We start from the raw sequence: 23881 nt of genomic DNA, 5'->3' as shown, positions 1-23881 counted from the left end.
TGGTGGAGGGGGTGGTGGCGGTGCATCGGCGTTAATCGTAAAGACGACTGTGTAATTGCTACCATTCTGCCGCTTCACCGCTTCGGTTTTACCGTTTTCGGTAAGATCGACCACCAACCGCAGCGTTTGCGCATCTTTTGGCGTGCCAGAGCGAATAGCTTTTACCAAATTATTGCCACTGAACAACAACGGTAGCCCCTGAATTACACCGGTTTGTTTAATATCCAGCGCCACAGTGCGTTTGCTTTGATGGCTAAAGGCATAATCAGGATCGCCAATAAAACTCAACGTTATCCGCGCCTGCTCACTGCCATTAGAAACCTGAATATCAGAGAGCGTAGCGGCACCAGCCTGTGCGCACAACAGCACCAATGCCGCCACCAACCAATTTTTGATGCGATACATCATCCCGCCACCTTTTAAAGGTTAACCGGCTAAACGCGCCAGCAACAATTCACCCGCAGAGGAAACAGCACTCACGCGCGCCTCACGGCCTTGTGCCTGATAATCAATGTGTATTTCGACATCCGGGTCAGGAAGAACACCTGTACCTTGTTGTGGCCATTCCACCAGGCAGATGGCATCGTGGGCAAAATAATCGCGGATCCCCATAAACTCCAGCTCCTCGGGATCGGCAAGGCGGTACAAATCAAAGTGATAAACCATTAATTTGTCGAGCGTATAGGGTTCGACCAGCGTATAGGTGGGGCTTTTGACATTACCCTGATGGCCCAGAGCTTGTAAAAAACCCCGGCTGAAGGTGGTTTTACCTGCCCCTAAATCGCCATACAGATAGATTACGGTAGCGCCATCGCAGGCTTTAGCTACCCGTTCGCCCAGGTCTAATGTTGCCTGCTCGTCAGGGAGCGGAATTACTCGATTCATCATGGTTTTTATCAGTCACTTCCGGGTTAACAATACGCTGTAGCGTGGAAAAGAGATCGGTTGCCAGCATCCCGCGCGTACCAAAACGCGCTGCCAGCACATCGGCCGCCGCACCGTGCGCAACACAACCGGCACAGGCAGCATCATACGGCGTCAGTTTCTGCCCTAACAATGCGCCAATAATACCAGAGAGCACATCGCCCATGCCGCCACTGGCCATACCTGCATTTCCGGCGTCAACAATACCTAACGCATCAGGATGTGCAGCGACCACGGTTCCGGCACCTTTCAGCACCGCTACACCACCATAACGTTGTACCAGACGTTGTGCGTAATGTAAGCGGTCACTTTCAATTTCAGCCACGGAACAGCCCAACAACCGTGCAGCCTCGCCAGGATGCGGCGTGATCACGCGATTGTGACGCTTATCGGGATTGATTGCCAGCAGGTTCAATGCATCGGCATCCCACAACATCGGTTTGCGAAAATTCTCGACTTTTTGTAGGGCTTTTTTCCCCCACTCTTGCTGACCCAGACCAGGGCCAATCACCACCACATCGGCCCATTCCAGGCTATCAGCTAAGGATTCCGCAGTCAGTTCGTATACCATCAATTCCGGGCGCGCGGTCAGCAACGGCGCAATGTTTTCACTGCGCGTCAGCACTCTGACCAAACCAGCACCAGCACGCAGCGCCGCTTCGCCCGCCATACGGATCGCGCCCGCCGTGCCGTGATCGCCACCGATAATCACCAGTCGCCCGTGATCGCCTTTATGTGATGTCGGGCGACGCGGTTTCAGCCAGTGAGAAAGTTGCGATGCGGAAAAGCGCTGAATTTTCGCCTCCTGAGTTGCCAGCCACCTATCCAGCCCCAGCGAGTCAAAATGCAGATCCCCGGTTACATCCCGCGCTTTCCCGGTTAGCAAGCCTGGTTTCAGGGCAATAAAGGTCACGGTGTGAGAGGCGTTGATCACCGCACCTGGCGTGGCTCCGGTTTGTGCTAACAGGCCGGAAGGAATATCAACTGCCACAATCGGCGCAGGATGAGTATTGGCATGATCGATTAATTTACTGATGGGTTCACGGGGCGCTTGCTGCAATCCGGTGCCGAGCAGCGCATCAACTATCAGATCCACCGACTCAGGCCAGACAATATTCGAAGCATGAATCTCGCCTCCCGCGTTTAACCATGCATCGCGCGCTTGTGCGGCCTCTTCTGGCAACGGTTTGTCGCTCTCCTGGGCCAGCAGCGTGACCTCAATGCCGATGGCTTTTGCCCGCCGCGCGACCACATACCCATCGCCACCGTTATTGCCATGACCGCACAGCACCAGCCAATGACGGGCGTCAGGATAAGCGGTACGACACACCTGAAACACGGCTTCCCCCGCACGAAGCATCAGTTCATAGAGCGTTAGCCCCAGCGCATCCGCCGCCTCGCGTTCGCCACGGCGGATATCGTCGGCGTGCCAGACGGTGTGTGGTATACTTACGGGGTTTTTCTTCATTGTATGGTCCGTCATGTCAGAGCCCCTCGATCTCAATCAGTTAGCGCAAAAAATTAAACAGTGGGGGCTGGAACTGGGCTTTCAGCAAGTAGGTATTACCGATACCGATCTCAGCGAGTCCGAGCCAAAACTGCAAGCATGGCTGGACAAACAATACCATGGCGAAATGGACTGGATGGCGCGTCACGGTATGCTGCGCGCCCGCCCCCACGAGTTATTGCCCGGTACACTGCGCGTGATCAGCGTGCGGATGAATTATCTTCCTGCCAACGCCGCATTTGCCAGCACGCTGAAAAATCCCAAACTCGGCTATGTTAGCCGTTATGCGCTGGGCCGTGACTATCACAAACTTCTGCGCAACCGACTCAAAAAGCTGGGCGAGATGATTCAGCAACATTGTGTTTCGCTGAATTTTAGACCGTTTGTCGACTCTGCGCCTATTCTTGAGCGTCCGTTAGCTGAAAAAGCAGGTCTTGGCTGGACAGGTAAGCACTCACTTATTCTTAATCGCGAAGCTGGTTCGTTCTTCTTTTTAGGCGAACTGCTGGTTGATATTCCGCTACCTGTGGATCAACCGGTTGAGGAAGGATGTGGTAAATGCGTTGCCTGCATGACGATTTGCCCGACCGGAGCCATCGTGGAACCATATACCGTCGATGCTCGCCGCTGTATCTCTTATCTCACCATTGAACTGGAAGGAGCAATCCCGGAAGAACTACGGCCATTAATGGGAAACCGTATTTACGGTTGCGATGATTGTCAGCTTATCTGCCCGTGGAATCGCTATTCACAACTGACAACTGAAGATGATTTCAGCCCGCGTAAACCGTTACATGCGCCGGAGCTCATTGAGCTTTTTGCCTGGAGCGAAGAGAAGTTTTTAAAAGTCACGGAAGGATCAGCGATTAGGCGGATTGGTCACTTACGCTGGCTGCGAAATATCGCCGTAGCACTAGGAAATGCGCCCTGGGATGAAGCGATTCTGGCGGCACTGAACAGTCGGAAAGGTGAACACCCACTTCTCGATGAACACATAGAGTGGGCGATTGCGCAGCAAATCGAGCGACGAAATGCCTGCGTGGTCGAGGTGCAACTACCGAAAAAACAGCGTCTGGTTCGCGTGATAGAAAAAGGCTTACCACGTGACGCCTGATTCATCCACAGCTTGTGAATAAAATTAAAAACACATTGCAATTCAAGCCAGAAAAAATCGTCAAGTGATCAATACGACAAATCAAAACCTTATTTTTCAACTTAAATATCAACACGTTAAAAAATTACTATTCACCGTGCGAAGTTTTCCTGAAATTAAGATTACAGCCCGACACTGTGGATAACTCTGTTTACAAGAGTTTGTCAGAGATAACAAAAACCAGCAATAACGCATCGCGTCGCTGTGGATATTTTATTGAGAGGAGAATTTGGAGCGGGAAACGAGACTCGAACTCGCGACCCCGACCTTGGCAAGGTCGTGCTCTACCAACTGAGCTATTCCCGCTTGGGTGGTCTGTGCTTTATAGCACTTTCAAATTTTGGAGCGGGAAACGAGACTCGAACTCGCGACCCCGACCTTGGCAAGGTCGTGCTCTACCAACTGAGCTATTCCCGCTTAATCTTCGTCTTTCAAATCGCTACTGCCTTGGCTGCCTTCACTCACCTTAGTCACTTACTTTTGTAAGCTCCGAAGGATTCGTTCAGTTGCCGCCTTGTCGCAATTCGAAATACTGCGATTGGGTGGTCTGTGCCTTTCAGCACTTTTCAAATTTTGGAGCGGGAAACGAGACTCGAACTCGCGACCCCGACCTTGGCAAGGTCGTGCTCTACCAACTGAGCTATTCCCGCGTACTACTTAATTTTTGCTTTCGTAATTTCGCATTTCTGCGTCGTTACGGGAGGCGCATTATACGAGAAATCTTTCCCTCTGCAACCCCCCTAAAAAAATTTTTTTGAGTTTTTATCTCAAGTGCTGAAATTATCGGCAAGACGTTCAATTTAGCGTCAAAATCACGCCGCCGCAAGTGGATTTCGGCGGTTACGTGACCAGGAAAAATTTTACATCTTGATGAAGTGCTCGCGGTAGTAAGCCAGTTCCGCCACCGATTCACGGATATCATCCATCGCCTGATGCGTCCCCTGTTTGGTAAAACCATCAAGAATTTCCGGCTTCCAACGGCGCGCCAGCTCTTTCAGCGTGCTGACATCGAGATAGCGGTAGTGGAAGTACGACTCCAGTTCCGGCATGTATTTGAACAGGAAGCGACGATCCTGACCAATACTGTTACCGCAGATCGGTGATTTTCCTGCTGGCACCCACTGTTTTAAGAACTCGAGCGTCGCCAGTTCCGCTTCCCGATCGCCCATCGTGCTCGCCTTCACACGCTCCACCAGCCCACTGGCGGTATGAGTGCGCACGTTCCAGTCATCCATCAACGCTAACTGTTCATCAGACTGGTGTACTGCAATGGTCGGCCCTTCTGCCAGAATATTCAGGTTGGCATCGGTCACCAGCGTGGCAATCTCAATAATGCGATCGCGCTCGGGATCCAGACCGGTCATCTCAAGATCGATCCAAATCAGGTTGTTTTCATTGGCACTCATGCTATTTTCCACCCATTCACAGTGACTATATTGATTCGCAATTGCGTGTATCATAGATGTTTTGCCCATCAGGGGCGACCAGGAGTCAGTACGATTGAGTAAAAATAAACTCTCCAAAGGCCAGCAGCGCCGTGTGAACGCCAATCACCAGCGTCGTCTTAAAACGTCTAAGGAGAAGCCCGACTACGACGACAATCTGTTTGGCGAGCCTGATGAAGGTATCGTCATCAGCCGTTTTGGCATGCATGCTGATGTGGAATCCGCCGATGGCGAAGTTCACCGCTGCAATATTCGCCGCACTATCCGTTCGCTGGTGACTGGCGATCGCGTTGTCTGGCGTCCGGGCAAACCGGCGGCGGAAGGTATTAATGTCAAAGGGATCGTTGAAGCGGTGCATGAGCGCACCTCGGTGTTGACGCGCCCGGATTTTTACGACGGCGTGAAGCCCATTGCCGCCAACATCGACCAGATCGTCATTGTCTCCGCCATTTTGCCGGAGCTGTCGCTCAATATTATCGACCGTTACCTGGTGGCCTGCGAAACCTTGCAGATTGAGCCGATTATTGTGCTCAACAAGATCGACCTGCTGGACGATGACGGTATGGCATTTGTCAACGAGCAGATGGATATTTACCGCAACATTGGTTATCGCGTATTAATGGTTTCCAGCCATACTCAGGATGGCCTGAAACCGCTGGAAGAGGCGTTGACCGGGCGGATCAGCATCTTTGCCGGGCAGTCTGGCGTCGGTAAATCCAGTCTGCTGAACGCGTTGCTGGGGCTGCAAAAAGAGATCCTGACCAACGATGTTTCGGACAACTCTGGTCTGGGTCAGCACACCACCACCGCCGCACGGCTGTATCACTTCCCGCACGGCGGTGATGTGATTGATTCCCCTGGCGTGCGTGAATTTGGTCTCTGGCACCTGGCACCGGAACAAATCACTCAAGGCTTTGTCGAATTTCATGATTACTTAGGCCTGTGTAAGTATCGCGATTGCAAACACGATACCGATCCGGGCTGCGCTATCCGTGAAGCGGTTGAAGATGGGAAAATCGCGGAAACTCGTTTCGAAAACTATCACCGTATTCTGGAAAGCATGGCGCAGGTAAAAACGCGTAAAAACTTTTCTGATACGGATGACTGACAATTAAGCTAACCGTCGTTAGAATCGTCCCCTTTTTTTCAGGATCCGGCATGTACGCCGGATCAGGAACGACAAAACAATGGCCTGGAGGCTACCTTGTTAAATTCATTCAAACTTTCGCTACAGTATATTCTGCCGAAACTATGGCTTACTCGCCTGGCGGGTTGGGGTGCAAGCAAGCGGGCAGGATGGCTGACAAAACTGGTTATCGATCTGTTCGTTAAATACTACAAGGTCGACATGAAAGAGGCGCAGAAACCGGACACCGCCAGCTACCGTACCTTTAACGAATTTTTTGTCCGTCCGCTGCGTGACGATGTGCGCCCGGTCGATACCGACCCGAATGTTCTGGTCATGCCTGCCGATGGTGTTATCAGCCAGTTAGGTAAAATCGAAGAAGATAAAATCCTGCAAGCCAAAGGCCACAACTACAGTCTTGAAGCCCTGCTGGCGGGTAACTACCTGATGGCGGATCTCTTCCGCAACGGTACGTTTGTGACCACTTACCTCTCCCCGCGTGACTACCACCGCGTACATATGCCGTGCAACGGTATCCTGCGTGAGATGATCTACGTGCCGGGCGATCTCTTCTCGGTGAATCATCTCACAGCCCAGAACGTGCCAAATCTGTTTGCCCGTAACGAACGCGTAATCTGTCTCTTCGATACCGAATTCGGCCCGATGGCACAGATTCTGGTCGGTGCGACGATTGTTGGTAGCATTGAAACTGTCTGGGCAGGCACCATTACGCCACCGCGCGAAGGCATCATCAAACGCTGGACCTGGCCTGCCGGGGAAAACGACGATTCTGTGGCGCTACTGAAAGGCCAGGAAATGGGGCGCTTTAAACTCGGATCTACTGTTATCAACCTGTTTGCGCCGGGTAAAGTGAATCTGGTTGAGCAACTGGCAAGCCTTTCTGTCACTAAGATTGGTCAGCCGCTGGCTGTATCTACCGAAACCTTTGTTACGCCAGAAACTGAACCGGCCCCGCTTCCTGCTGAAGAGATCGAGGCAGAACACGACGCCAGCCCATTGGTTGACGACAAAAAAGACCAGGTCTAATCCATCAAAGGAAACGCTGACGTGCGCCTGATTATCACTTTTCTGATGGCCTGGTGCCTCAGTTGGGGGGCGTACGCCGCGACGGCCCCCGATAGTAAACAAATCACCCAGGAACTGGAGCAGGCAAAAGCGGCGAAACCCGCGCAGCCGGAAGTCGTAGAGGCGCTCCAGTCTGCCTTAAATGCGCTTGAGGAACGTAAAGGTTCCCTTGAGCGCATCAAGCAATATCAAGAAGTCATTGATAACTACCCGAAACTCTCCGCTACTCTGCGCGCACAGTTAAACAATATGCGTGATGAGCCGCGCAGCGTGTCGCCGGGGATGTCTACCGACGCGCTGAATCAGGAAATACTCCAGGTCAGCAGTCAGTTGCTGGATAAAAGCCGTCAGGCCCAGCAAGAGCAGGAACGCGCCCGCGAGATTGCGGATTCGCTTAATCAATTACCACAACAGCAAACTGACGCCCGCCGCCAGTTGAATGAAATTGAGCGCCGACTGGGGACACTCACGGGAAATAGTCCGCTTAATCAGGCACAAAATTTCGCGTTGCAGGCCGACTCCGCACGTTTGAAATCATTGGTCGATGAACTCGAGCTGGCGCAACTTTCTGCCAATAACCGTCAGGAACTGGCTCGTCTGCGCTCGGCACTGGCAGAAAAAGAGAGTCAGCAACTGGATACGTATTTGCAGGCCCTGCGCAACCAGTTGAACAGCCAACGCCAGCTTGAGGCAGAGCGGGCGCTGGAAAGCACTGAATTACTGGCAGAAAGCAGTGCCGATTTGCCGGAAGATATCGTTGCTCAATTCAAAATTAACCGTGAACTATCGGCGGCGTTGAATCAACAAGCGCAGCGGATGGATCTCGTCGCCTCACAGCAGCGTCAGGCTGCCAGCCAGACGTTGCAAGTCCGGCAGGCACTGAATACGCTGCGTGAACAGTCGCAATGGCTGGGTTCATCAAACTTGCTCGGTGAAGCACTGCGGGCGCAGGTGGCACGCCTGCCGGAAATGCCGAAACCGCAACAGCTTGATACCGAGATGGCTCAGTTGCGCGTGCAACGGTTGCATTATGAAGATCTCCTCAATAAACAGCCACAACTGCGACAGATCCTTCAGGCCGACGGCCAGCCGCTGACTGCCGAGCAAAACCGGATACTCGAAGCTCAATTGCGTACTCAGCGCGAGTTGCTTAACTCATTACTCCAGGGCGGCGACACGCTACTGCTTGAGCTAACCAAGCTGAAAGTTTCCAACGGGCAACTGGAAGATGCGCTGAAAGAGGTCAACGAAGCGACACACCGCTATCTGTTCTGGACCTCTGATGTGCGCCCGATGACCATCGCCTGGCCGTTGGAAATCGCCCAGGATCTGCGTCGTCTGATCTCGCTGGACACCTTCAGTCAGTTAGGTAAAGCCACCATGATGATGCTGACCAGCAAAGAGACTATTTTACCGCTGTTTGGCGCGTTGATTCTGGTCGGTTGCAGCATTTACTCGCGCCGCTATTTCACCCGTTTTCTTGAACGTTCGGCGGCTAAAGTCGGCAAAGTCACTCAGGATCATTTCTGGCTGACGTTACGGACGCTTTTCTGGTCGATCCTCGTCGCTTCGCCACTACCAGTGCTGTGGATGACGCTGGGTTACGGCTTGCGCGAGGCGTGGCCTTATCCGCTGGCGGTAGCAATTGGCGATGGTGTAACGGCCACCGTGCCACTGCTGTGGGTGGTGATGATTTGCGCCACCTTTGCTCGCCCGAACGGCTTGTTTATCGCCCATTTCGGCTGGCCGCGCGAACGTGTTTCCCGTGGTATGCGCTACTACCTGATGAGCATTGGGCTTATCGTGCCACTGATTATGGCGCTGATGATGTTTGATAATCTCGACGACCGCGAGTTTTCCGGCTCACTGGGACGTCTTTGCTTTATCCTCATTTGCGGTGCACTGGCAGTGGTCACGCTCAGCCTGAAAAAAGCCGGGATCCCGCTGTATCTTAACAAAGAAGGCAGTGGTGACAACATTGCCAACCATATGCTGTGGAACATGATGATTGGCGCGCCACTGGTCGCTATTCTCGCCGCAGCCGTGGGTTATCTGGCAACAGCGCAGGCTCTGCTGGCAAGGCTGGAAACATCGGTCGCCATCTGGTTCCTGTTACTGGTGATTTATCACGTTATCCGCCGCTGGATGCTGATCCAACGCCGCAGGTTGGCGTTTGACCGGGCGAAGCATCGCCGTGCTGAAATGCTGGCACAACGCGCGCGTGGCGAAGAAGAAGCGCATCATCACAGTAGCCCGGAAGGGGCGATTGAAGTGGATGAAAGCGAAGTCGATCTCGATGCTATCAGTGCACAATCCTTGCGGCTGGTGCGTTCAATCCTGATGCTGATCGCCCTTCTTTCAGTCATCGTGCTGTGGTCAGAAATTCATTCCGCTTTTGGCTTCCTCGAAAATATTTCGCTGTGGGATGTCACCTCCACAGTGCAGGGCGTGGAAAGTCTGGAACCGATTACTCTCGGTGCAGTGCTGATTGCCATTCTGGTGTTTATCATCACCACGCAACTAGTGCGCAACCTGCCCGCGCTGCTGGAACTGGCGATTTTGCAGCACCTTGATTTAACGCCAGGTACAGGTTACGCCATCACCACCATCACCAAATATCTGCTGATGCTGATTGGCGGGCTGGTCGGCTTCTCGATGATTGGTATTGAGTGGTCGAAATTGCAGTGGCTGGTCGCTGCACTCGGTGTTGGTCTCGGTTTTGGTTTGCAGGAGATTTTCGCCAACTTTATCTCTGGTCTGATTATCCTGTTCGAAAAACCGATTCGCATTGGCGATACGGTGACAATTCGCGATCTTACTGGCAGTGTGACGAAAATTAACACCCGCGCCACCACTATCAGCGACTGGGATCGCAAAGAGATTATTGTGCCGAACAAAGCGTTCATTACTGAGCAGTTTATCAACTGGTCGCTTTCTGACTCGGTCACGCGCGTGGTGTTGACGATTCCGGCTCCTGCCGATGCCAACAGTGAAGAAGTGACGGAAATCTTGCTAACCGCAGCGCGTCGCTGCTCGTTGGTCATCGACAACCCGGCACCGGAAGTCTTCCTGGTCGATCTACAACAGGGGATTCAGATTTTCGAGTTGCGTATTTACGCCGCGGAAATGGGTCACCGTATGCCGCTGCGCCACGAGATCCACCAGTTAATTCTGGCGGGCTTCCACGCCCACGGTATCGATATGCCATTCCCGCCGTTCCAGATGCGTCTGGAAAGTCTTAACGGTAAACAAACGGGCAGAACATTAACGTCTGCGGGTAAAGGGCGTCAGGCAGGAAGCTTGTAACGTGAGAAACTGCCGGAGGCGACTCTGGCAGTTTCAATCACCAACAAAACTGATAGCGCAGGAAAAACTGCCATAGCCAGTAGCCGAAGATCGCCAGTGCGGTGGCGTACATAAACCAGCCGCGTTTTTTTCGCCACTGCGTGAACCAAAGAAAAGGGAAAAACAGCGGCAACGTCATTATCACACCGACATCGCGAGTATCGTCATTTTCCAGATGCTCCAACACATCGCAGATGTTGTTAATCCCGCGTCCATCAATCATCCATTCTTTGTCCAGCGTGGACAGTATCAGAATCCAGAGAACAGATACGAAGAACCAAATGCAGCATAAAATAAACTGATGTGCACTCATGACGTTTCAACCGACAGTTTCATTTCGCTAAAACGCATTCTGAACAAATCACCGTATCCGACCAATTCGCCACGAAAAACCAGGAACCTGATAAGGTAAGCGCAATAAATATCCGACAGGTTTCGCCACCGATTCCGGTCTCGCTCTTTGAGGGTATTAATGGTATTGCCGACCACCATCGCTATTTTACGGGTGTGGCAGGCATCGAAAAAAGAGAGAATAGTCTGCTCTATTTCCGCTACATCCCCAGCAGAAAATTGCAGTGCTCTGACTTGATCTTCGGTTATCAGCGGGCCCCGACCCGTGCCATCCATGACATCTTCCTTTTCAGACAACTCATCGCCGGGCTGGCGATGAGTTGTTATTGCATACAATCAATCTACGGTTAACTCAGGCTTATTCGCCATGCGGCCGCAATAGTTCTGGTAAATCGCCATTGCTAACAGCGAGAAGAAGACTGGGCCGCCAATCATCCACAATGTGCTATCCCAGTCTCCGGCTTCGACTACTGGCTGGATGATGGTAAAGACGTTAGCAAACGTCACCACCAATACGACAACCACTGTGGCAATCATTGCTGACATGTGCGTTTTGAAAATAACAAACGGTCTGTCGAGATCCTGACGCGCTTTAAAGAACGGGAATGCCAGGGCAAGGAACAGATACGGAATGGTCATGGAGACATTCGCCATCAGCGTCAGCTTGTTAAAGAACGCCGATGCGGTGCCGCCGCCAAACGAAACCAGCAGGATGAAGACAGTAACCAACCCGCACTGCATCCACATCGCAATAGACGGCATTCCCATCGCGTTCAGACGCGTCATTGGTTCCGGCCACAATGCTTTCGGCGTCCCCTGGATGATTGCTTTCAACGGCGAGTAGCAAAGCGTAAAGAACGCCCCCGTGTAAGCGAGGAACATCGAAAGTCCGGTAATACGCGCAAACCATACCCCCAGCGACAATGATGCTTCGGGCGACAAATGCAGTGCATTACCCAGCGTCATCCCAAGGCTCTTCATCAGTACATAAGTAATATTGCCAAGGTTAACCGAACCATTACTTAATACCTGCTGCCAGTTAGTGCTGACGCCCCATAAGAATATTGCCAGGGAATAACCAATCGAAATAACAATAGCGGCAAAAACAATACCTTTAGCAAAATTCTTTTCAGGATTTTCCGTTTTATCAACCAGACCGCCAACAGCTTCAATTCCACCGTAAGCGAAAATAGCAAATACGACAAAAGATAACATCGCCAGACCGGACTGATATCCCGGATTTGGAGATACCACAAAATTAATATCCTGTGCGAAATGACCACCATTTAATAACAAAATAGCAACGCTCACTAACAGTAATACTAAATTAAGACACATTACTGCTATACCACCTACCGCAGTAATACGGGCTATTTTATTAATCCCTTTTGAGGCGACGACGGTAACCAGAACCATCCATGCGACAGCCAACAGACCAACAACCTGCGTAGGCCCCAGCCCGGCAATACTCCAGTGCTGAGTCATGTCGCTACCATAGAGGAATGTTGAGAACGGCACCCAAACTTTAGCGGAAGTACTCACCATCCAGATGATATAAGAGGAAAACCACATAAAGGTGCCGATGAAAGCAAAACGTGGCCCAACGCTATTATTCATCCAGGAATAGATACCGCCCTCTTCTTTGCGATAGGCCGCCCCCATTTCAGCCATCATTAAGGCGAATGGAATAAAGAATAATAATGCAGAAAATATATAAAATGGAATCGCACTATAACCCATTAAATAATAAGCCGATGGGCTATTCGCAAAACCGAATACTGAAGTAAAGATCATCAATATGAGCCCAATTAGACTCATCTTTTTTATCGTGTGAGGCATGGAATCATCCTTCATTTCAGCGCATATATTAAACGCGCCAATTAACTGCACTACCCACCGATTGGCAGGCAACAATAAAACTAATACAGAATTGATACCTGGATGATAGCAAACATCCAGTCTTAAATTGTGCGCTTTAGCGGGAAAATGAAAACATCTGCTACAGAATGGCGTCAGCTACGCCATTCTGTGTTGCGATTGAGCTAGCTTTTCAGAATTATGCCCGGTCGACACTAAAGGCAATGACTTCCGCCAGTGTCTCAGCGCCCAATGCCAGCATCACCAGGCGGTCAACACCTAACGCCACGCCGGAACAGTCAGGCATACCAACTTCCAGGGCGTCAATCAGGTTCTGGTCGATAGGATGTTGTGGTAAACCACGCGCCGCACGTTTACGGTTATCCTGCTCAAAGCGTTGTTGCTGTTCACGAGCGTCCGTCAATTCATGGAAACCATTCGCCAGCTCAATACCTTTGTAGTAGACCTCGAAGCGTTCCGCGACCCGATGATCTTCCGTACTGATTTGTGCCAGTGATGCCTGGCTGGCCGGGAAATGGTACACAAACGTTGGTTTTTCTTTACCAATGTTCGGTTCCACGCCAAAGGTAAACAGCAGTTGCAGCAACGTGTCGCGGTCTTCTTCGGTGTCTGCAACGTTACTCAAGTCCAGTTTCGCCGCGACTTCTCGCAGTTGCGTTTTGTCAGCAGAAAGCGGGTCTATTTCCAGATAACGCAAGAAAGCTTGTTGATAAGAAAGGCTTTCTGCCGCCGGGCAGTCCAGCACCTGTTGCAAGAGGTCGTCCACCTCATTCATCAACCGATACATATCATAATGCGGTCGATACCACTCCAGCATAGTGAACTCAGGGTTGTGATAACGTCCCATCTCTTCATTACGGAAGCTGCGGCACAACTGGAATACCGGACCACAACCGGCAACCAGCAGGCGTTTCATGTGGTATTCCGGGCTGGTCATTAACCAGAGATTCATCCCCTGCGAGTGCCCGGGGCCTACGAAACGTGTCTCAAACGGGACCAAATGAATATCGGTTACCGTCGCCTGGCTCATACAAGGCGTCTCCACCTCCAGCACTCCACGATCGGCAAAGAAACGACGGATCTCCGCCATAATCGCCGCGCGTTTTAATAAGTTAGGAATGGATGCGCTCGGCTGCCAGGATGCCGTTTCGCTCATAGTAAAATCTCCAGTTTTTGACAAGGGCACGAAGTCTACTCGCAACGCGACGGCGAGACAAATTTTACGCAGAAATCAATCAACGGTGGGCAGTGACTAAAAAAACCGCAATATGATGGTTTAGTAATTAAATTAATCATCTTCAGTGATAATTTAGCCTCCCGGCACGCTAAAAAAATCGATCTCGTCAAATTTCAGACTTATCCATCAGACTATACTGTTGTACCTATAAAGGAGCAGTGGAATAGCGTTCGCAGACCGTAGCTTTCAGACACTTACCCTGAAGTACGGTGCTGCGGGATAAAAACAATCTGGAGGAATGTCGTGCAAACCTTTCAAGCCGATCTTGCCATTGTAGGTGCCGGTGGCGCGGGATTACGTGCTGCAATTGCTGCCGCGCAGGCAAATCCAAATGCAAAAATCGCACTAATCTCAAAAGTATACCCGATGCGCAGCCATACCGTTGCCGCAGAAGGGGGCTCCGCCGCTGTCGCGCAGGATCATGACAGCTTCGAATATCACTTTCACGATACAGTAGCGGGTGGCGACTGGTTGTGTGAGCAGGATGTCGTGGATTATTTCGTCCACCACTGCCCAACTGAAATGACTCAACTGGAACTGTGGGGATGCCCATGGAGCCGTCGCCCGGATGGTAGCGTCAACGTACGTCGCTTCGGCGGTATGAAAATCGAGCGTACCTGGTTCGCCGCCGATAAGACAGGCTTCCATATGCTGCACACGCTGTTCCAGACCTCTCTGCAATTCCCGCAGATCCAGCGTTTTGATGAACACTTCGTGCTGGATATTCTGGTCGATGATGGTCACGTTCGCGGCCTGGTGGCAATGAACATGATGGAAGGTACGCTGGTGCAAATCCGTGCTAATGCGGTGGTTATGGCTACCGGCGGCGCGGGTCGCGTATATCGCTACAACACCAACGGCGGCATTGTTACTGGCGACGGTATGGGCATGGCACTGAGCCACGGCGTTCCGCTGCGTGACATGGAATTCGTTCAATATCACCCGACCGGTCTGCCGGGTTCCGGTATCCTGATGACCGAAGGTTGCCGCGGTGAAGGCGGTATTCTGGTCAACAAAAATGGCTACCGTTATCTGCAAGATTACGGCATGGGCCCGGAAACTCCGCTGGGCGAGCCGAAAAACAAATATATGGAACTGGGTCCGCGCGACAAAGTTTCTCAGGCCTTCTGGCACGAATGGCGTAAAGGCAACACCATCTCCACACCACGCGGCGATGTGGTATACCTCGACCTGCGTCACCTGGGTGAGAAAAAACTGCACGAACGTCTGCCGTTTATCTGCGAACTGGCAAAAGCATACGTTGGCGTCGATCCGGTTAAAGAACCGATTCCGGTACGTCCGACCGCGCACTACACCATGGGCGGTATCGAAACCGATCAGAACTGCGAAACCCGTATTAAGGGTCTGTTCGCCGTCGGTGAATGTTCCTCTGTAGGTCTGCACGGTGCAAACCGTCTGGGATCCAACTCACTGGCAGAACTGGTGGTCTTCGGTCGTCTGGCCGGTGAGCAAGCTATGGAGCGCGCATCTACCGCTGGTAATGGCAACGATGCGGCAATCAATGCACAGGCTACTGCCGTTGAACAGCGTCTGAAAGATCTGGTTAACCAGGACGGCGGCGAAAACTGGGCGAAGATCCGCGACGAAATGGGCATGGCCATGGAAGAAGGCTGCGGTATCTACCGTACGCCGGAACTGATGCAGAAAACCATCGACAAACTGGCGGAGCTGCAAGAACGCTTCAAGCGCGTGCGCATCACCGACACCTCCAGCGTGTTCAACACCGACCTGCTCTACACCATCGAGCTGGGCCACGGTCTGAACGTTGCCGAATGTATGGCGCACTCCGCAATGGCGCGTAAAGAGTCTCGCGGCGCGCACCAGCGTCTGGACGAAGGTTGCACCGAGCGTGACGACGTCAACTTCCTCAAACACACCCTCGCCTTCCGCGATGCTGATGGCACTACTCGCCTGGAGTACAGCGACGTGAAGATTACTACGCTGCCGCCAGCTAAACGCGTTTACGGTGGCGAAGCGGATGCAGCCGATAAGGCGGAAGCAGCCAATAAGAAGGAGAAGGCGAATGGCTGAGATGAAGAACCTGAAAATCGAGGTGGTGCGCTATAACCCGGAAGTCGATACCGCACCGCATAGCGCATTTTATGAAGTGCCTTATGACGCAACCACCTCATTACTGGATGCGCTGGGCTATATCAAAGACAACCTGGCACCGGATCTGAGCTACCGCTGGTCCTGCCGTATGGCGATTTGTGGTTCCTGCGGCATGATGGTCAACAACGTGCCGAAGCTGGCATGTAAAACCTTCCTGCGTGACTACACCGACGGTATGAAGGTTGAAGCGCTAGCTAACTTCCCGATCGAACGCGATCTGGTCGTCGATATGACCCACTTCATCGAAAGTCTGGAAGCGATCAAACCATACATCATTGGCAACTCCCGCACCGCGGATCAGGGTACTAACATCCAGACCCCGGCGCAGATGGCGAAGTATCATCAGTTCTCCGGTTGCATCAACTGTGGTCTGTGCTACGCCGCGTGCCCGCAGTTTGGCCTGAACCCAGAGTTCATCGGTCCGGCTGCCATTACGCTGGCGCATCGTTATAACGAAGATAGCCGCGACCACGGTAAGAAGGAGCGTATGGCGCAGTTGAACAGCCAGAACGGCGTATGGAGCTGTACTTTCGTGGGCTACTGCTCCGAAGTCTGCCCGAAACACGTCGATCCGGCTGCGGCCATTCAGCAGGGCAAAGTAGAAAGTTCGAAAGACTTTCTTATCGCGACCCTGAAACCACGCTAAGGAGTGCAACATGACGACTAAACGTAAACCGTATGTACGGCCAATGACGTCCACCTGGTGGAAAAAATTGCCGTTTTATCGCTTTTACATGCTGCGCGAAGGCACGGCGGTTCCGGCTGTGTGGTTCAGCATTGAACTGATTTTCGGGCTGTTTGCCCTGAAAAATGGCCCGGAAGCCTGGGCGGGATTCGTCGACTTTTTACAAAACCCGGTTATCGTGATCATTAACCTGATCACTCTGGCGGCAGCTCTGCTGCACACCAAAACCTGGTTTGAACTGGCACCGAAAGCGGCCAATATCATTGTAAAAGACGAAAAAATGGGACCAGAGCCAATTATCAAAAGTCTCTGGGCGGTAACCGTGGTTGCCACCATCGTAATCCTGTTTGTAGCCCTGTACTGGTAAGGAGCCTGAGATGATTAATCCAAATCCAAAGCGTTCTGACGAACCGGTATTCTGGGGCCTTTTCGGGGCCGGTGGTATGTGGAGCGCAATCATTGCACCGGTAATGATCCTGCTGGTCGGCATTATGCTACCGCTGGGACTGTTTCCGGGTGATGCTCTGAGCTACGAACGCGTTCTGGCGTTCGCGCAGAGCTTCATTGGTCGCGTATTCCTGTTCCTGATGATCGTTCTGCCGCTGTGGTGTGGTTTACACCGTATGCACCACGCGATGCACGATCTGAAAATCCACGTGCCTGCGGGCAAATGGGTTTTCTACGGTCTGGCTGCTATCCTGACAGTTGTCACGCTGATTGGTGTCGTTACAATCTAACGCATCGCCAATGTAAATCCGGCCCGCCTATGGCGGGCCGTTTTGTATGGGAACCAGACCTTATGCTCAAAATGACGCTCTGCGCCTTACTGATTACCGCCTCTTGCTCCGCACTTGCCGCCCCCCAACAGCTCAACGATATTGTGCATCGCACAATGACTCCGCTTATAGAACAACAAAAAATCCCGGGCATGGCCGTTGCAGTGATTTACCAGGGCAAACCTTATTACTTTACCTGGGGCTATGCGGACGTAGATAAAAAGCAGCCCGTCACGCAGCAAACGTTGTTTGAGTTAGGCTCGGTCAGCAAAACATTTACGGGCGTACTTGGTGGCGACGCTATTGCTCGAGGGGAAATAAATCTAAGCGATCCCGTCACAAAATACTGGCCTGAACTTACCGCTAAACAGTGGAACGGGATCACGCTATTACATCTCGCAACCTACACCGCTGGCGGCCTGCCATTGCAAGTGCCGGATGACGTTAAATCCTCAAGCGACTTGCTGCGCTTCTATCAAAACTGGCAGCCTGACTGGACACCAGGAACACAACGTCTGTATGCCAACTCCAGTATCGGTTTATTCGGCTCGCTAGCTGTGAAGCCGTCTGGTTTGAGCTTTGAACAGGCAATGGATACCCGTGTCTTCCAGCCACTCAAACTCACCCATACGTGGATTAATGTGCCGCCTGCAGAAGAAAAGAATTACGCCTGGGGATATCGCGAAGGTAAAGCGGTGCATGTTTCGCCAGGGGCGTTAGATGCTGAAGCTTACGGTGTGAAATCGACGATTGAAGACATGGCCCGCTGGCTACAAAGCAATATAGATCCTCGTAATATCAATGACAAAACACTTCAGCAAGGTATCCAACTGGCGCAATCTCGCTACTGGAAAATTGGCGATATGTATCAAGGCCTGGGCTGGGAAATGCTGGACTGGCCGGTAAATCCTGACAGCATCATTAATGGCAGCGACAATAAAATTGCACTGGCAGCACGACCAGTAAAAGCGATTACGCCCCCTGCTCCTGCTGTGCGCGCATCATGGGTACATAAAACAGGGGCGACCGGCGGATTTGGTAGCTATGTCGCATTTATCCCAGAAAAAGAGTTGGGTATTGTGATGCTGGCTAACAAAAACTATCCAAACCCGGTGAGAGTCGCCGCCGCCTGGCAGATCCTCAACGCTTTGCAATAACAACGAAGATGGCCCGAATTTACGGGCCTTTTCTCCGCTTTTCCTTGCTGTCATCTACACTTAGAAAAAAACCAGTAAGGAAACATCTATGCGCCTGCTCCCTCTTGTTGCCGCAGCGACAGCGGCATTTCTTGTCGTTGCCTGTAGTTCACCTACGCCGCCGCGTGGCGTGACCGTAGTGAATAATTTCGACGCTAAGCGCTATCTTGGCACCTGGTATGAGATTGCCCGTTTTGATCACCGCTTTGAACGCGGACTGGAGAAAGTCACCGCGACATATAGCCTGCGGGATGATGGTGGATTGAATGTCATCAACAAAGGCTATAATCCGGACAGGGAGATGTGGCAACAGAGCGAAGGGAAAGCGTACTTTACCGGAGATCCGCATCGCGCAGCGCTGAAAGTGTCATTCTTTGGCCCTTTCTATGGCGGCTATAACGTCATTGCGCTCGACCGGGAGTATCGCCACGCGCTGGTTTGCGGCCCGGATCGCGACTACCTGTGGATACTCTCCCACACGCCAACTATTTCTAGCGAAGTTAAACAGGAGATGCTGGCGGTCGCAACCCGGGAAGGATTTGATGTCAGTAAGTTTATCTGGGTACAGCAACCCGGCAGTTAATGGGTGCTGAGTTTCAGACCAACTATCCCCAGTACGATTAACGCCAGACTCGCCAGGCGCATCGGACTAGCAGACTCACCGAGCAGCACAATACCGGTGATCGCCGCCCCGACCGCGCCAATCCCCGTCCAGACAGCATAAGCTGTACCTACCGGTAGCGATTTCATTGCCCAGGCGAGCAACGCCATACTGACAATCATCGCCGTCACGGTAATTACGCTTGGCGTCAGACGACTAAAACCGTGGGTGTATTTCAGGCCTACCGCCCAGACGACTTCCAGCAAACCAGCAATAAACAGGATAATCCAGGACATATAATACTCCGGAGAAATGGGGCCGTCCCCGGTGAAACGATGCGTTTGCGGGTCGTCCCGCAAAGCTGATAGTGAAAGAAGTATTTTGCCGATTTAAGAGGAAATTTCAACGGTTACAGCAGTGATTACCGCCGGGAAAAACAAACGGCACGACAAACCTGTCGTACCGTTATTGCTTATTGCTGCGCTTTCGTCGCTGCGCCAGAAATCGCGTTACCGCCATCAGAGATGTCTTCACCAACGCCACGCGTGGTGTTGCAGGCAGTTAATACTGTTGAAAGCACCAGAACAGAAAAGATCGCTGCAATTGTCTTCTTCACCATAATATCTTCCTTTTAGGTAATGTTATTTGTGTTTGCCTATAGCAAATTAATAATAGACAACATCACCAAAAATGACGGGAATCTGATGATTTTTCGGAAGTGAAGAGGAAATTAGCTGGCAGCGCGGGAAATGGAATTGCCGAGATGTTTGATATCTTCACCGAAACCGCGAGCGGTGTTACAGCCCGTGAGCAGCGTACTGGCAAGCAAAACAAGAAGGATAAGGCGTTTCATCATCTCTGACCTGAAAAGTGATGGTGCAGCCAGCAGGCCGCACCACAACCGTATTACTTCACGCGAGATACGTATTCACCAGAGCGGGTATCCACTTTGATAACTTCGCCAATCTGTACGAACAGCGGAACTTTAACCACAGCGCCAGTGGACAGGGTAGCTGGTTTGCCGCCAGTACCTGCGGTATCACCTTTCAGACCTGGATCGGTATCAACGATTTCCAGTTCAACGAAGTTCGGCGGAGTAACGGAAATCGGCTGGCCGTTCCACAGAGTCACGATGCACTCTGCCTGATCCAGCAGCCATTTCGCGTTGTCGCCAATTGCTTTTGCATCAGCAGACAGTTGTTCGAAGGTTTCGTTGTTCATGAAGTGCCAGAACTCACCATCGTTGTACAGGTAAGTCAGGTTCATATCGACAACATCAGCGCCTTCAGCGGAATCCGTAGATTTAAAGGTTTTTTCTACACGAGTACCGGTCAGCAGACGACGCAGTTTAACGCGAGCAAATGCCTGGCCTTTACCCGGCTTCACAAATTCACTTGCTTCAACCGCGTAAGGTTCGCCGTCCAACATGATTTTAAGACCAGCACGAAAATCGTTGCTATAGTACGTTGCCATAAGGCCCTCTGAAATTTGTTAATTGGTAGCTAAGCCACAAAATGGCGCATATTGTAACCCTAAACACCCCATCCAGAGAAGATTGGTTAGCGCAACTTGCCGATGTTGTGACCGATCCTGATGAACTTCTGCGTCTTTTGAATATAGACGCGGACGAAAAACTGTTGGCCGGACGCAGCGCCAAAAAGCTGTTTGCCCTGCGCGTGCCCCGCTCATTTATCGATCGCATGGAAAAAGGCAATCCTGACGATCCACTTTTGCGTCAGGTACTTACCTCGCAAGATGAGTATATCACTGCACCCGGTTTTTCCACCGACCCGCTGGAAGAACAGCACAGCGTGGTGCCTGGTTTGTTGCATAAATACCACAACCGGGCATTACTGTTGGTGAAAGGTGGCTGTGCGGTAAATTGTCGCTATTGCTTCCGTCGCCACTTCCCGTATGCCGAAAATCAGGGCAACAAGCGTAACTGGCAGACTGCACTTGAGTATGTTGCCGCACATCCAGAACTGGACGAGATCATTTTCTCCGGCGGTGATCCGCTGATGGCGAAAGATCGCGAACTGGACTGGTTGCTCACGCAACTGGAAGCCATCCCGCACATCAAACGTCTGCGTATTCACAGCCGTCTGCCGATTGTGATCCCGGCGCGCATCACTGAGGCGCTGGTTGAACGCTTTGCCCGTTCTACGCTGCAAATCCTGCTGGTGAATCACATCAACCATGCCAATGAAGTGGATGAAACATTCCGTCAGGCGATGGCTAAGTTAAAACGCGTGGGCGTCACCCTGCTTAACCAGAGTGTTCTGTTACGTGGCGTGAACGACAACGCGCAAACGCTGGCAAACCTGAGTAATGCGTTGTTTGACGCGGGCGTGATGCCCTATTACCTGCATGTGCTCGATAAAGTGCAGGGCGCGGCGCATTTCATGGTGAGCGATGATGAAGCACGGCAGATTATGCGTGAGTTGCTGACGCTGGTGTCGGGATATCTGGTGCCAAAACTGGCGCGTGAGATAGGCGGAGAACCCAGCAAAACACCGCTGGATTTGCAGCTACGTCAGCAATAACTGATTCAACAGGGAAGTTGAAGCTGATGATAAATGTGAAATTGCCTGATGTGCTGCGCTTATCAGGCCTACATGATGCATTGCAACTGATTGAATTTTCAATGAACTGTAGGCCTGATAAGGCGTTTACGTCGCATCCGGCAAGAGCAACGAACACGCGTACAGCGACCTGCCATTAAATAGGGAAGTTTAATCTTTTCCGTTGCATAACCATTAATTATTCATATGCTTTGCTATTTTTATTATTTATATAGCTGATATCAATAATTAACCTTTCTTTTCTGTTTATATAGAGCGAGCGCCGCTATTTATGTTATTTTAACAACTATTACTACCAAGCCCATTTATCTGGCTTATAAATTAATATTATTTATTTTATTGAGAAATGGTTAGGGAGAACCTACATGGCCATAAGCATCAAGGGTGTTAACACTGGTGTTATTCGCAAGAGTAATAACTTCATTGCACTGGCACTGAAAATAAAAGAGCCTCGCAATAAAGAATCGTTGTTCTTCATGTCTGTGATGGAACTGCGCGACCTGCTGATAGCGCTGGAAAGCCGTCTGCATCAAAAGCATAAACTGGAGGCTGATCACCGTCTTCAGTATGAGCAAGCGCGCGATAAGGCCATGAAAAAGATGGCAGAAAATATTCCTCAAATTCAGATTGAAGAACTTAAAAATGCTGATATTAATCGCCGTGTAAATACACTGGCACTTACCGATAATCAGGGTGAAAATCTCACATTCCTATTAACTCTGCATGACGGCAGCAAATCTGAATTAGTTGTCAATGAACTGCAAATTGAAATGCTGGCGCGAGCAATCATTCACGCAATTAATAATGCGGAAATGCGTGAACTGGCATTACGTATTACATCGCTGTTAGATTTCCTGCCATTATATGACGTCGACTGCCAGGATAATGGTAATCTGGAATATGACACCTATTCACAGCCAGAATGGAAACAAAACTTGTTTAGCCATTATCTGGCGGTGCTTTATCGCTTTAAAGATGAAAGTGGCAAAGAACAATTTAGCGGTGCAGTGGTGAAAACACGTGAAGCGACAGCAGGTAAAGAAGTGGAGGCCATCACCCGCCGGATGCTTGATTTCAGCCCTCGACTGAAAAAGCTCGCTGGAGTGCCGTGTCAGGTCTACGTTCGCACCGTAGCGGCAAATAACGCCCAACCGCTGACCCAGGATCAATGCTTACGCGTACTGCATCACCTACGCGTTCAGTCCATCAGCAAAACCGCGCCACAAGCGAAATAATCCCATCTTTGCTAATGCGAGGCTGGAGCCATCCAGCCTGAAATGACTGATAACGTGATCGTTGATCATGCCGGATGCGGCGTAAACGCCTTATCCGGCCTATAAATTCTCAAGCATTCAATCAGTTGCAATGCCTGATGTAGGCCTGATAAGCGAAGCGCATCAGGCAATTATACGTTTGTCACCCAGCCTCGGAATCACATCAGTTCGGGCACTTATAAACCTGGCCGATAATCTGGCTATCAGTCGGAACGAAGCTGGACAACATCCCCTGCGACGGGCTGCTAATACCATAAATCACGTTACCGCCCATTGCGGCAGCCTGATTGCGCAGATCGTTTGCCGCACCACGCATAGAACCGCCTTCTTCGCCGTGTTGTCCGGAAAGCCAGTTACTTTGCTTACCTGTCGCAGTACCAATAAGTTGGCACTCTGCGCCTGGTTGCTCGTCCACAATGCGAACACTCTGACCGGCAGCACTCAATTCGTTACTGGAGCTACAACCCGCCATCAGTAGCGCGGCACCGACAATCCCTGCTAAGTATTTTACGTGCATGTTATTCCCCATAATCAATGAGCTGGACGCCCCTCGCGTCGTCCGTGTTTGAATCTTATACTAGA

The 23881-nt window shown here is 51.4% G+C and carries 25 protein-coding genes and 3 tRNA genes; 12 read left to right on the top strand and 16 right to left on the bottom strand.

Annotation, left to right across the window (positions count from 1 at the left end; genetic code table 11):
* From C0K55_RS13350 to nnr, 3 genes are all read right to left on the bottom strand, one after another.
* The coding region (locus C0K55_RS13350; RefSeq protein WP_336603109.1) for an AMIN domain-containing protein at nucleotides 1–408 on the bottom strand (408 nt) is incomplete at its 3' end.
* Nucleotides 409–426: 18 nt separating this feature from the next.
* The gene (gene tsaE / locus C0K55_RS13345; RefSeq protein ID WP_000981973.1) at nucleotides 427–888 is read right to left on the bottom strand and encodes a tRNA (adenosine(37)-N6)-threonylcarbamoyltransferase complex ATPase subunit type 1 TsaE; all 462 of its coding nucleotides are present in this window, start codon (nucleotides 886–888) and stop codon (nucleotides 427–429) included.
* Nucleotides 860–2407 carry a bifunctional ADP-dependent NAD(P)H-hydrate dehydratase/NAD(P)H-hydrate epimerase gene (nnr, locus tag C0K55_RS13340; protein ID WP_072274891.1) on the bottom strand — a complete coding sequence of 516 codons (1548 nt, stop codon included), beginning with the start codon at nucleotides 2405–2407 and terminating at the stop codon, nucleotides 860–862. The genes tsaE and nnr overlap by 29 nt, the downstream gene beginning before the upstream one ends.
* On the opposite strand from nnr, the gene queG reads away from it, so the two are divergent.
* Entirely contained in the window at nucleotides 2406–3545 is a 1140-nt protein-coding gene (queG, locus tag C0K55_RS13335) for a tRNA epoxyqueuosine(34) reductase QueG (RefSeq protein WP_001294210.1), read from the top strand. The genes nnr and queG overlap by 2 nt on opposite strands.
* A 269-nt stretch (nucleotides 3546–3814) precedes the next feature.
* On the opposite strand, the gene C0K55_RS13330 is transcribed toward queG, so the two are convergent.
* The 4 genes from C0K55_RS13330 to orn all read right to left on the bottom strand — a co-directional run bounded on the left by C0K55_RS13330 (nucleotide 3815) and on the right by orn (nucleotide 4990).
* Nucleotides 3815–3890: transfer RNA gene (locus tag C0K55_RS13330), tRNA-Gly, on the bottom strand.
* Nucleotides 3891–3925: 35 nt separating this feature from the next.
* A tRNA-Gly gene (locus C0K55_RS13325) sits at nucleotides 3926–4001 on the bottom strand.
* 157 nt (nucleotides 4002–4158) lie between these two features.
* Nucleotides 4159–4234, bottom strand: a tRNA-Gly gene (locus C0K55_RS13320).
* A gap of 210 nt (nucleotides 4235–4444) precedes the next feature.
* Nucleotides 4445–4990: an oligoribonuclease gene (gene orn, locus C0K55_RS13315; protein WP_001517620.1), complete on the bottom strand. Its 546-nt coding sequence runs from the start codon at nucleotides 4988–4990 to the stop codon at nucleotides 4445–4447.
* Nucleotides 4991–5084: 94 nt separating this feature from the next.
* Between orn and rsgA the strand changes: the two genes are divergently transcribed.
* From rsgA to mscM, 3 genes are all read left to right on the top strand, one after another.
* Nucleotides 5085–6137: a small ribosomal subunit biogenesis GTPase RsgA gene (rsgA, locus tag C0K55_RS13310; RefSeq protein ID WP_000041983.1), complete on the top strand. Its 1053-nt coding sequence runs from the start codon at nucleotides 5085–5087 to the stop codon at nucleotides 6135–6137.
* A gap of 96 nt (nucleotides 6138–6233) precedes the next feature.
* Nucleotides 6234–7202 carry an archaetidylserine decarboxylase gene (asd, locus tag C0K55_RS13305; RefSeq protein WP_105266558.1) on the top strand — a complete coding sequence of 323 codons (969 nt, stop codon included), beginning with the start codon at nucleotides 6234–6236 and terminating at the stop codon, nucleotides 7200–7202.
* A 21-nt stretch (nucleotides 7203–7223) separates the two neighbouring features.
* Nucleotides 7224–10547, top strand: coding sequence for a miniconductance mechanosensitive channel MscM (mscM, locus tag C0K55_RS13300; protein WP_105266557.1), 3324 nt, complete (start codon nucleotides 7224–7226; stop codon nucleotides 10545–10547).
* A 37-nt stretch (nucleotides 10548–10584) separates the two neighbouring features.
* Here the strand turns inward: mscM and C0K55_RS13295 are convergent, their stop codons facing one another.
* The 4 genes from C0K55_RS13295 to epmA all read right to left on the bottom strand — a co-directional run bounded on the left by C0K55_RS13295 (nucleotide 10585) and on the right by epmA (nucleotide 13971).
* Nucleotides 10585–10899 carry a YjeO family protein gene (locus C0K55_RS13295; protein ID WP_001272717.1) on the bottom strand — a complete coding sequence of 105 codons (315 nt, stop codon included), beginning with the start codon at nucleotides 10897–10899 and terminating at the stop codon, nucleotides 10585–10587.
* A complete protein-coding gene (gene yjeN, locus C0K55_RS13290; RefSeq protein WP_105266556.1) occupies nucleotides 10896–11213 on the bottom strand; it encodes a protein YjeN in 318 nt (105 codons plus the stop codon). Before yjeN ends, C0K55_RS13295 begins: the two co-directional genes overlap by 4 nt.
* Before the next feature lie 60 nt (nucleotides 11214–11273).
* Nucleotides 11274–12776 (bottom strand): glutamate/gamma-aminobutyrate family transporter YjeM, encoded by a 1503-nt coding sequence (yjeM, locus tag C0K55_RS13285; protein WP_105266555.1) that lies wholly within the window; start codon nucleotides 12774–12776, stop codon nucleotides 11274–11276.
* 217 nt (nucleotides 12777–12993) lie between these two features.
* A complete protein-coding gene (gene epmA / locus C0K55_RS13280; RefSeq protein WP_000004769.1) occupies nucleotides 12994–13971 on the bottom strand; it encodes an elongation factor P--(R)-beta-lysine ligase in 978 nt (325 codons plus the stop codon).
* A gap of 324 nt (nucleotides 13972–14295) precedes the next feature.
* Between epmA and frdA the strand changes: the two genes are divergently transcribed.
* From frdA to blc, 6 genes are all read left to right on the top strand, one after another.
* The gene (frdA, locus tag C0K55_RS13275) at nucleotides 14296–16104 is read left to right on the top strand and encodes a fumarate reductase (quinol) flavoprotein subunit (protein WP_001517616.1); all 1809 of its coding nucleotides are present in this window, start codon (nucleotides 14296–14298) and stop codon (nucleotides 16102–16104) included.
* Nucleotides 16097–16831: a fumarate reductase iron-sulfur protein gene (frdB, locus tag C0K55_RS13270; protein ID WP_000829498.1), complete on the top strand. Its 735-nt coding sequence runs from the start codon at nucleotides 16097–16099 to the stop codon at nucleotides 16829–16831. Before frdA ends, frdB begins: the two co-directional genes overlap by 8 nt.
* 10 nt (nucleotides 16832–16841) lie before the next feature.
* The gene (gene frdC, locus C0K55_RS13265; protein WP_000208757.1) at nucleotides 16842–17237 is read left to right on the top strand and encodes a fumarate reductase subunit FrdC; all 396 of its coding nucleotides are present in this window, start codon (nucleotides 16842–16844) and stop codon (nucleotides 17235–17237) included.
* A 10-nt stretch (nucleotides 17238–17247) separates the two neighbouring features.
* Nucleotides 17248–17607: a fumarate reductase subunit FrdD gene (gene frdD / locus C0K55_RS13260; protein ID WP_000609664.1), complete on the top strand. Its 360-nt coding sequence runs from the start codon at nucleotides 17248–17250 to the stop codon at nucleotides 17605–17607.
* A 62-nt stretch (nucleotides 17608–17669) separates the two neighbouring features.
* Nucleotides 17670–18803 carry a BlaEC family class C beta-lactamase gene (locus C0K55_RS13255; RefSeq protein WP_001517615.1) on the top strand — a complete coding sequence of 378 codons (1134 nt, stop codon included), beginning with the start codon at nucleotides 17670–17672 and terminating at the stop codon, nucleotides 18801–18803.
* Between the two features lie 88 nt (nucleotides 18804–18891).
* On the top strand, nucleotides 18892–19425 hold the full coding sequence (gene blc, locus C0K55_RS13250) for a lipocalin Blc (protein WP_105266554.1): 534 nt from the start codon (nucleotides 18892–18894) through the stop codon (nucleotides 19423–19425).
* On the opposite strand, the gene sugE is transcribed toward blc, so the two are convergent.
* From sugE to efp, 4 genes are all read right to left on the bottom strand, one after another.
* Nucleotides 19422–19739 carry a quaternary ammonium compound efflux SMR transporter SugE gene (gene sugE, locus C0K55_RS13245; protein ID WP_000118465.1) on the bottom strand — a complete coding sequence of 106 codons (318 nt, stop codon included), beginning with the start codon at nucleotides 19737–19739 and terminating at the stop codon, nucleotides 19422–19424. The two genes, blc and sugE, sit on opposite strands and share 4 nt — an antisense overlap.
* A gap of 176 nt (nucleotides 19740–19915) precedes the next feature.
* Nucleotides 19916–20062 (bottom strand): lipoprotein toxin entericidin B, encoded by a 147-nt coding sequence (gene ecnB, locus C0K55_RS13240; RefSeq protein WP_000239596.1) that lies wholly within the window; start codon nucleotides 20060–20062, stop codon nucleotides 19916–19918.
* 111 nt (nucleotides 20063–20173) lie between these two features.
* The gene (ecnA, locus tag C0K55_RS13235) at nucleotides 20174–20299 is read right to left on the bottom strand and encodes a lipoprotein antitoxin entericidin A (RefSeq protein WP_000977753.1); all 126 of its coding nucleotides are present in this window, start codon (nucleotides 20297–20299) and stop codon (nucleotides 20174–20176) included.
* Nucleotides 20300–20349: 50 nt separating this feature from the next.
* On the bottom strand, nucleotides 20350–20916 hold the full coding sequence (efp, locus tag C0K55_RS13230) for an elongation factor P (RefSeq protein WP_000257278.1): 567 nt from the start codon (nucleotides 20914–20916) through the stop codon (nucleotides 20350–20352).
* A gap of 41 nt (nucleotides 20917–20957) precedes the next feature.
* On the opposite strand from efp, the gene epmB reads away from it, so the two are divergent.
* Nucleotides 20958–21986: an EF-P beta-lysylation protein EpmB gene (gene epmB / locus C0K55_RS13225; RefSeq protein ID WP_016262795.1), complete on the top strand. Its 1029-nt coding sequence runs from the start codon at nucleotides 20958–20960 to the stop codon at nucleotides 21984–21986.
* A 404-nt stretch (nucleotides 21987–22390) separates the two neighbouring features.
* Nucleotides 22391–23260 carry a YjeJ family protein gene (locus C0K55_RS13220; protein WP_105266553.1) on the top strand — a complete coding sequence of 290 codons (870 nt, stop codon included), beginning with the start codon at nucleotides 22391–22393 and terminating at the stop codon, nucleotides 23258–23260.
* A 202-nt stretch (nucleotides 23261–23462) separates the two neighbouring features.
* Here the strand turns inward: C0K55_RS13220 and C0K55_RS13215 are convergent, their stop codons facing one another.
* A complete protein-coding gene (locus C0K55_RS13215) occupies nucleotides 23463–23816 on the bottom strand; it encodes a DUF4156 domain-containing protein (protein ID WP_000558209.1) in 354 nt (117 codons plus the stop codon).
* Nucleotides 23817–23881 lie beyond the last annotated feature (65 nt).

The organism is Escherichia sp. MOD1-EC6098 (assembly GCF_002965865.1).
Taxonomy (GTDB): domain Bacteria; phylum Pseudomonadota; class Gammaproteobacteria; order Enterobacterales; family Enterobacteriaceae; genus Escherichia; species Escherichia marmotae.
The sequence above is the reverse complement of the archived record's forward strand: the minus strand, read 5'-3'. Positions and strand labels throughout refer to the sequence as shown.

What these genes read in the sequence shown, in the direction of transcription:
- blc (WP_105266554.1), top strand. Translation starts at nt 18,892, where the DNA reads ATGCGCCTGCTCCCTCTTGTTGCCGCAGCGACAGCGGCATTTCTTGTC.
- frdC (WP_000208757.1), top strand. Translation starts at nt 16,842, where the DNA reads ATGACGACTAAACGTAAACCGTATGTACGGCCAATGACGTCCACCTGG.
- ecnA (WP_000977753.1), bottom strand. Translation starts at nt 20,299, where the DNA reads ATGATGAAACGCCTTATCCTTCTTGTTTTGCTTGCCAGTACGCTGCTC.
- yjeM (WP_105266555.1), bottom strand. Translation starts at nt 12,776, where the DNA reads ATGCCTCACACGATAAAAAAGATGAGTCTAATTGGGCTCATATTGATG.
- nnr (WP_072274891.1), bottom strand. Translation starts at nt 2,407, where the DNA reads ATGACGGACCATACAATGAAGAAAAACCCCGTAAGTATACCACACACC.
- sugE (WP_000118465.1), bottom strand. Translation starts at nt 19,739, where the DNA reads ATGTCCTGGATTATCCTGTTTATTGCTGGTTTGCTGGAAGTCGTCTGG.
- C0K55_RS13220 (WP_105266553.1), top strand. Translation starts at nt 22,391, where the DNA reads ATGGCCATAAGCATCAAGGGTGTTAACACTGGTGTTATTCGCAAGAGT.
- epmB (WP_016262795.1), top strand. Translation starts at nt 20,958, where the DNA reads ATGGCGCATATTGTAACCCTAAACACCCCATCCAGAGAAGATTGGTTA.
- ecnB (WP_000239596.1), bottom strand. Translation starts at nt 20,062, where the DNA reads ATGGTGAAGAAGACAATTGCAGCGATCTTTTCTGTTCTGGTGCTTTCA.
- queG (WP_001294210.1), top strand. Translation starts at nt 2,406, where the DNA reads ATGTCAGAGCCCCTCGATCTCAATCAGTTAGCGCAAAAAATTAAACAG.
- yjeN (WP_105266556.1), bottom strand. Translation starts at nt 11,213, where the DNA reads ATGGATGGCACGGGTCGGGGCCCGCTGATAACCGAAGATCAAGTCAGA.
- frdD (WP_000609664.1), top strand. Translation starts at nt 17,248, where the DNA reads ATGATTAATCCAAATCCAAAGCGTTCTGACGAACCGGTATTCTGGGGC.
- efp (WP_000257278.1), bottom strand. Translation starts at nt 20,916, where the DNA reads ATGGCAACGTACTATAGCAACGATTTTCGTGCTGGTCTTAAAATCATG.
- C0K55_RS13255 (WP_001517615.1), top strand. Translation starts at nt 17,670, where the DNA reads ATGCTCAAAATGACGCTCTGCGCCTTACTGATTACCGCCTCTTGCTCC.
- C0K55_RS13215 (WP_000558209.1), bottom strand. Translation starts at nt 23,816, where the DNA reads ATGCACGTAAAATACTTAGCAGGGATTGTCGGTGCCGCGCTACTGATG.
- frdB (WP_000829498.1), top strand. Translation starts at nt 16,097, where the DNA reads ATGGCTGAGATGAAGAACCTGAAAATCGAGGTGGTGCGCTATAACCCG.
- C0K55_RS13295 (WP_001272717.1), bottom strand. Translation starts at nt 10,899, where the DNA reads ATGAGTGCACATCAGTTTATTTTATGCTGCATTTGGTTCTTCGTATCT.
- epmA (WP_000004769.1), bottom strand. Translation starts at nt 13,971, where the DNA reads ATGAGCGAAACGGCATCCTGGCAGCCGAGCGCATCCATTCCTAACTTA.
- orn (WP_001517620.1), bottom strand. Translation starts at nt 4,990, where the DNA reads ATGAGTGCCAATGAAAACAACCTGATTTGGATCGATCTTGAGATGACC.
- tsaE (WP_000981973.1), bottom strand. Translation starts at nt 888, where the DNA reads ATGATGAATCGAGTAATTCCGCTCCCTGACGAGCAGGCAACATTAGAC.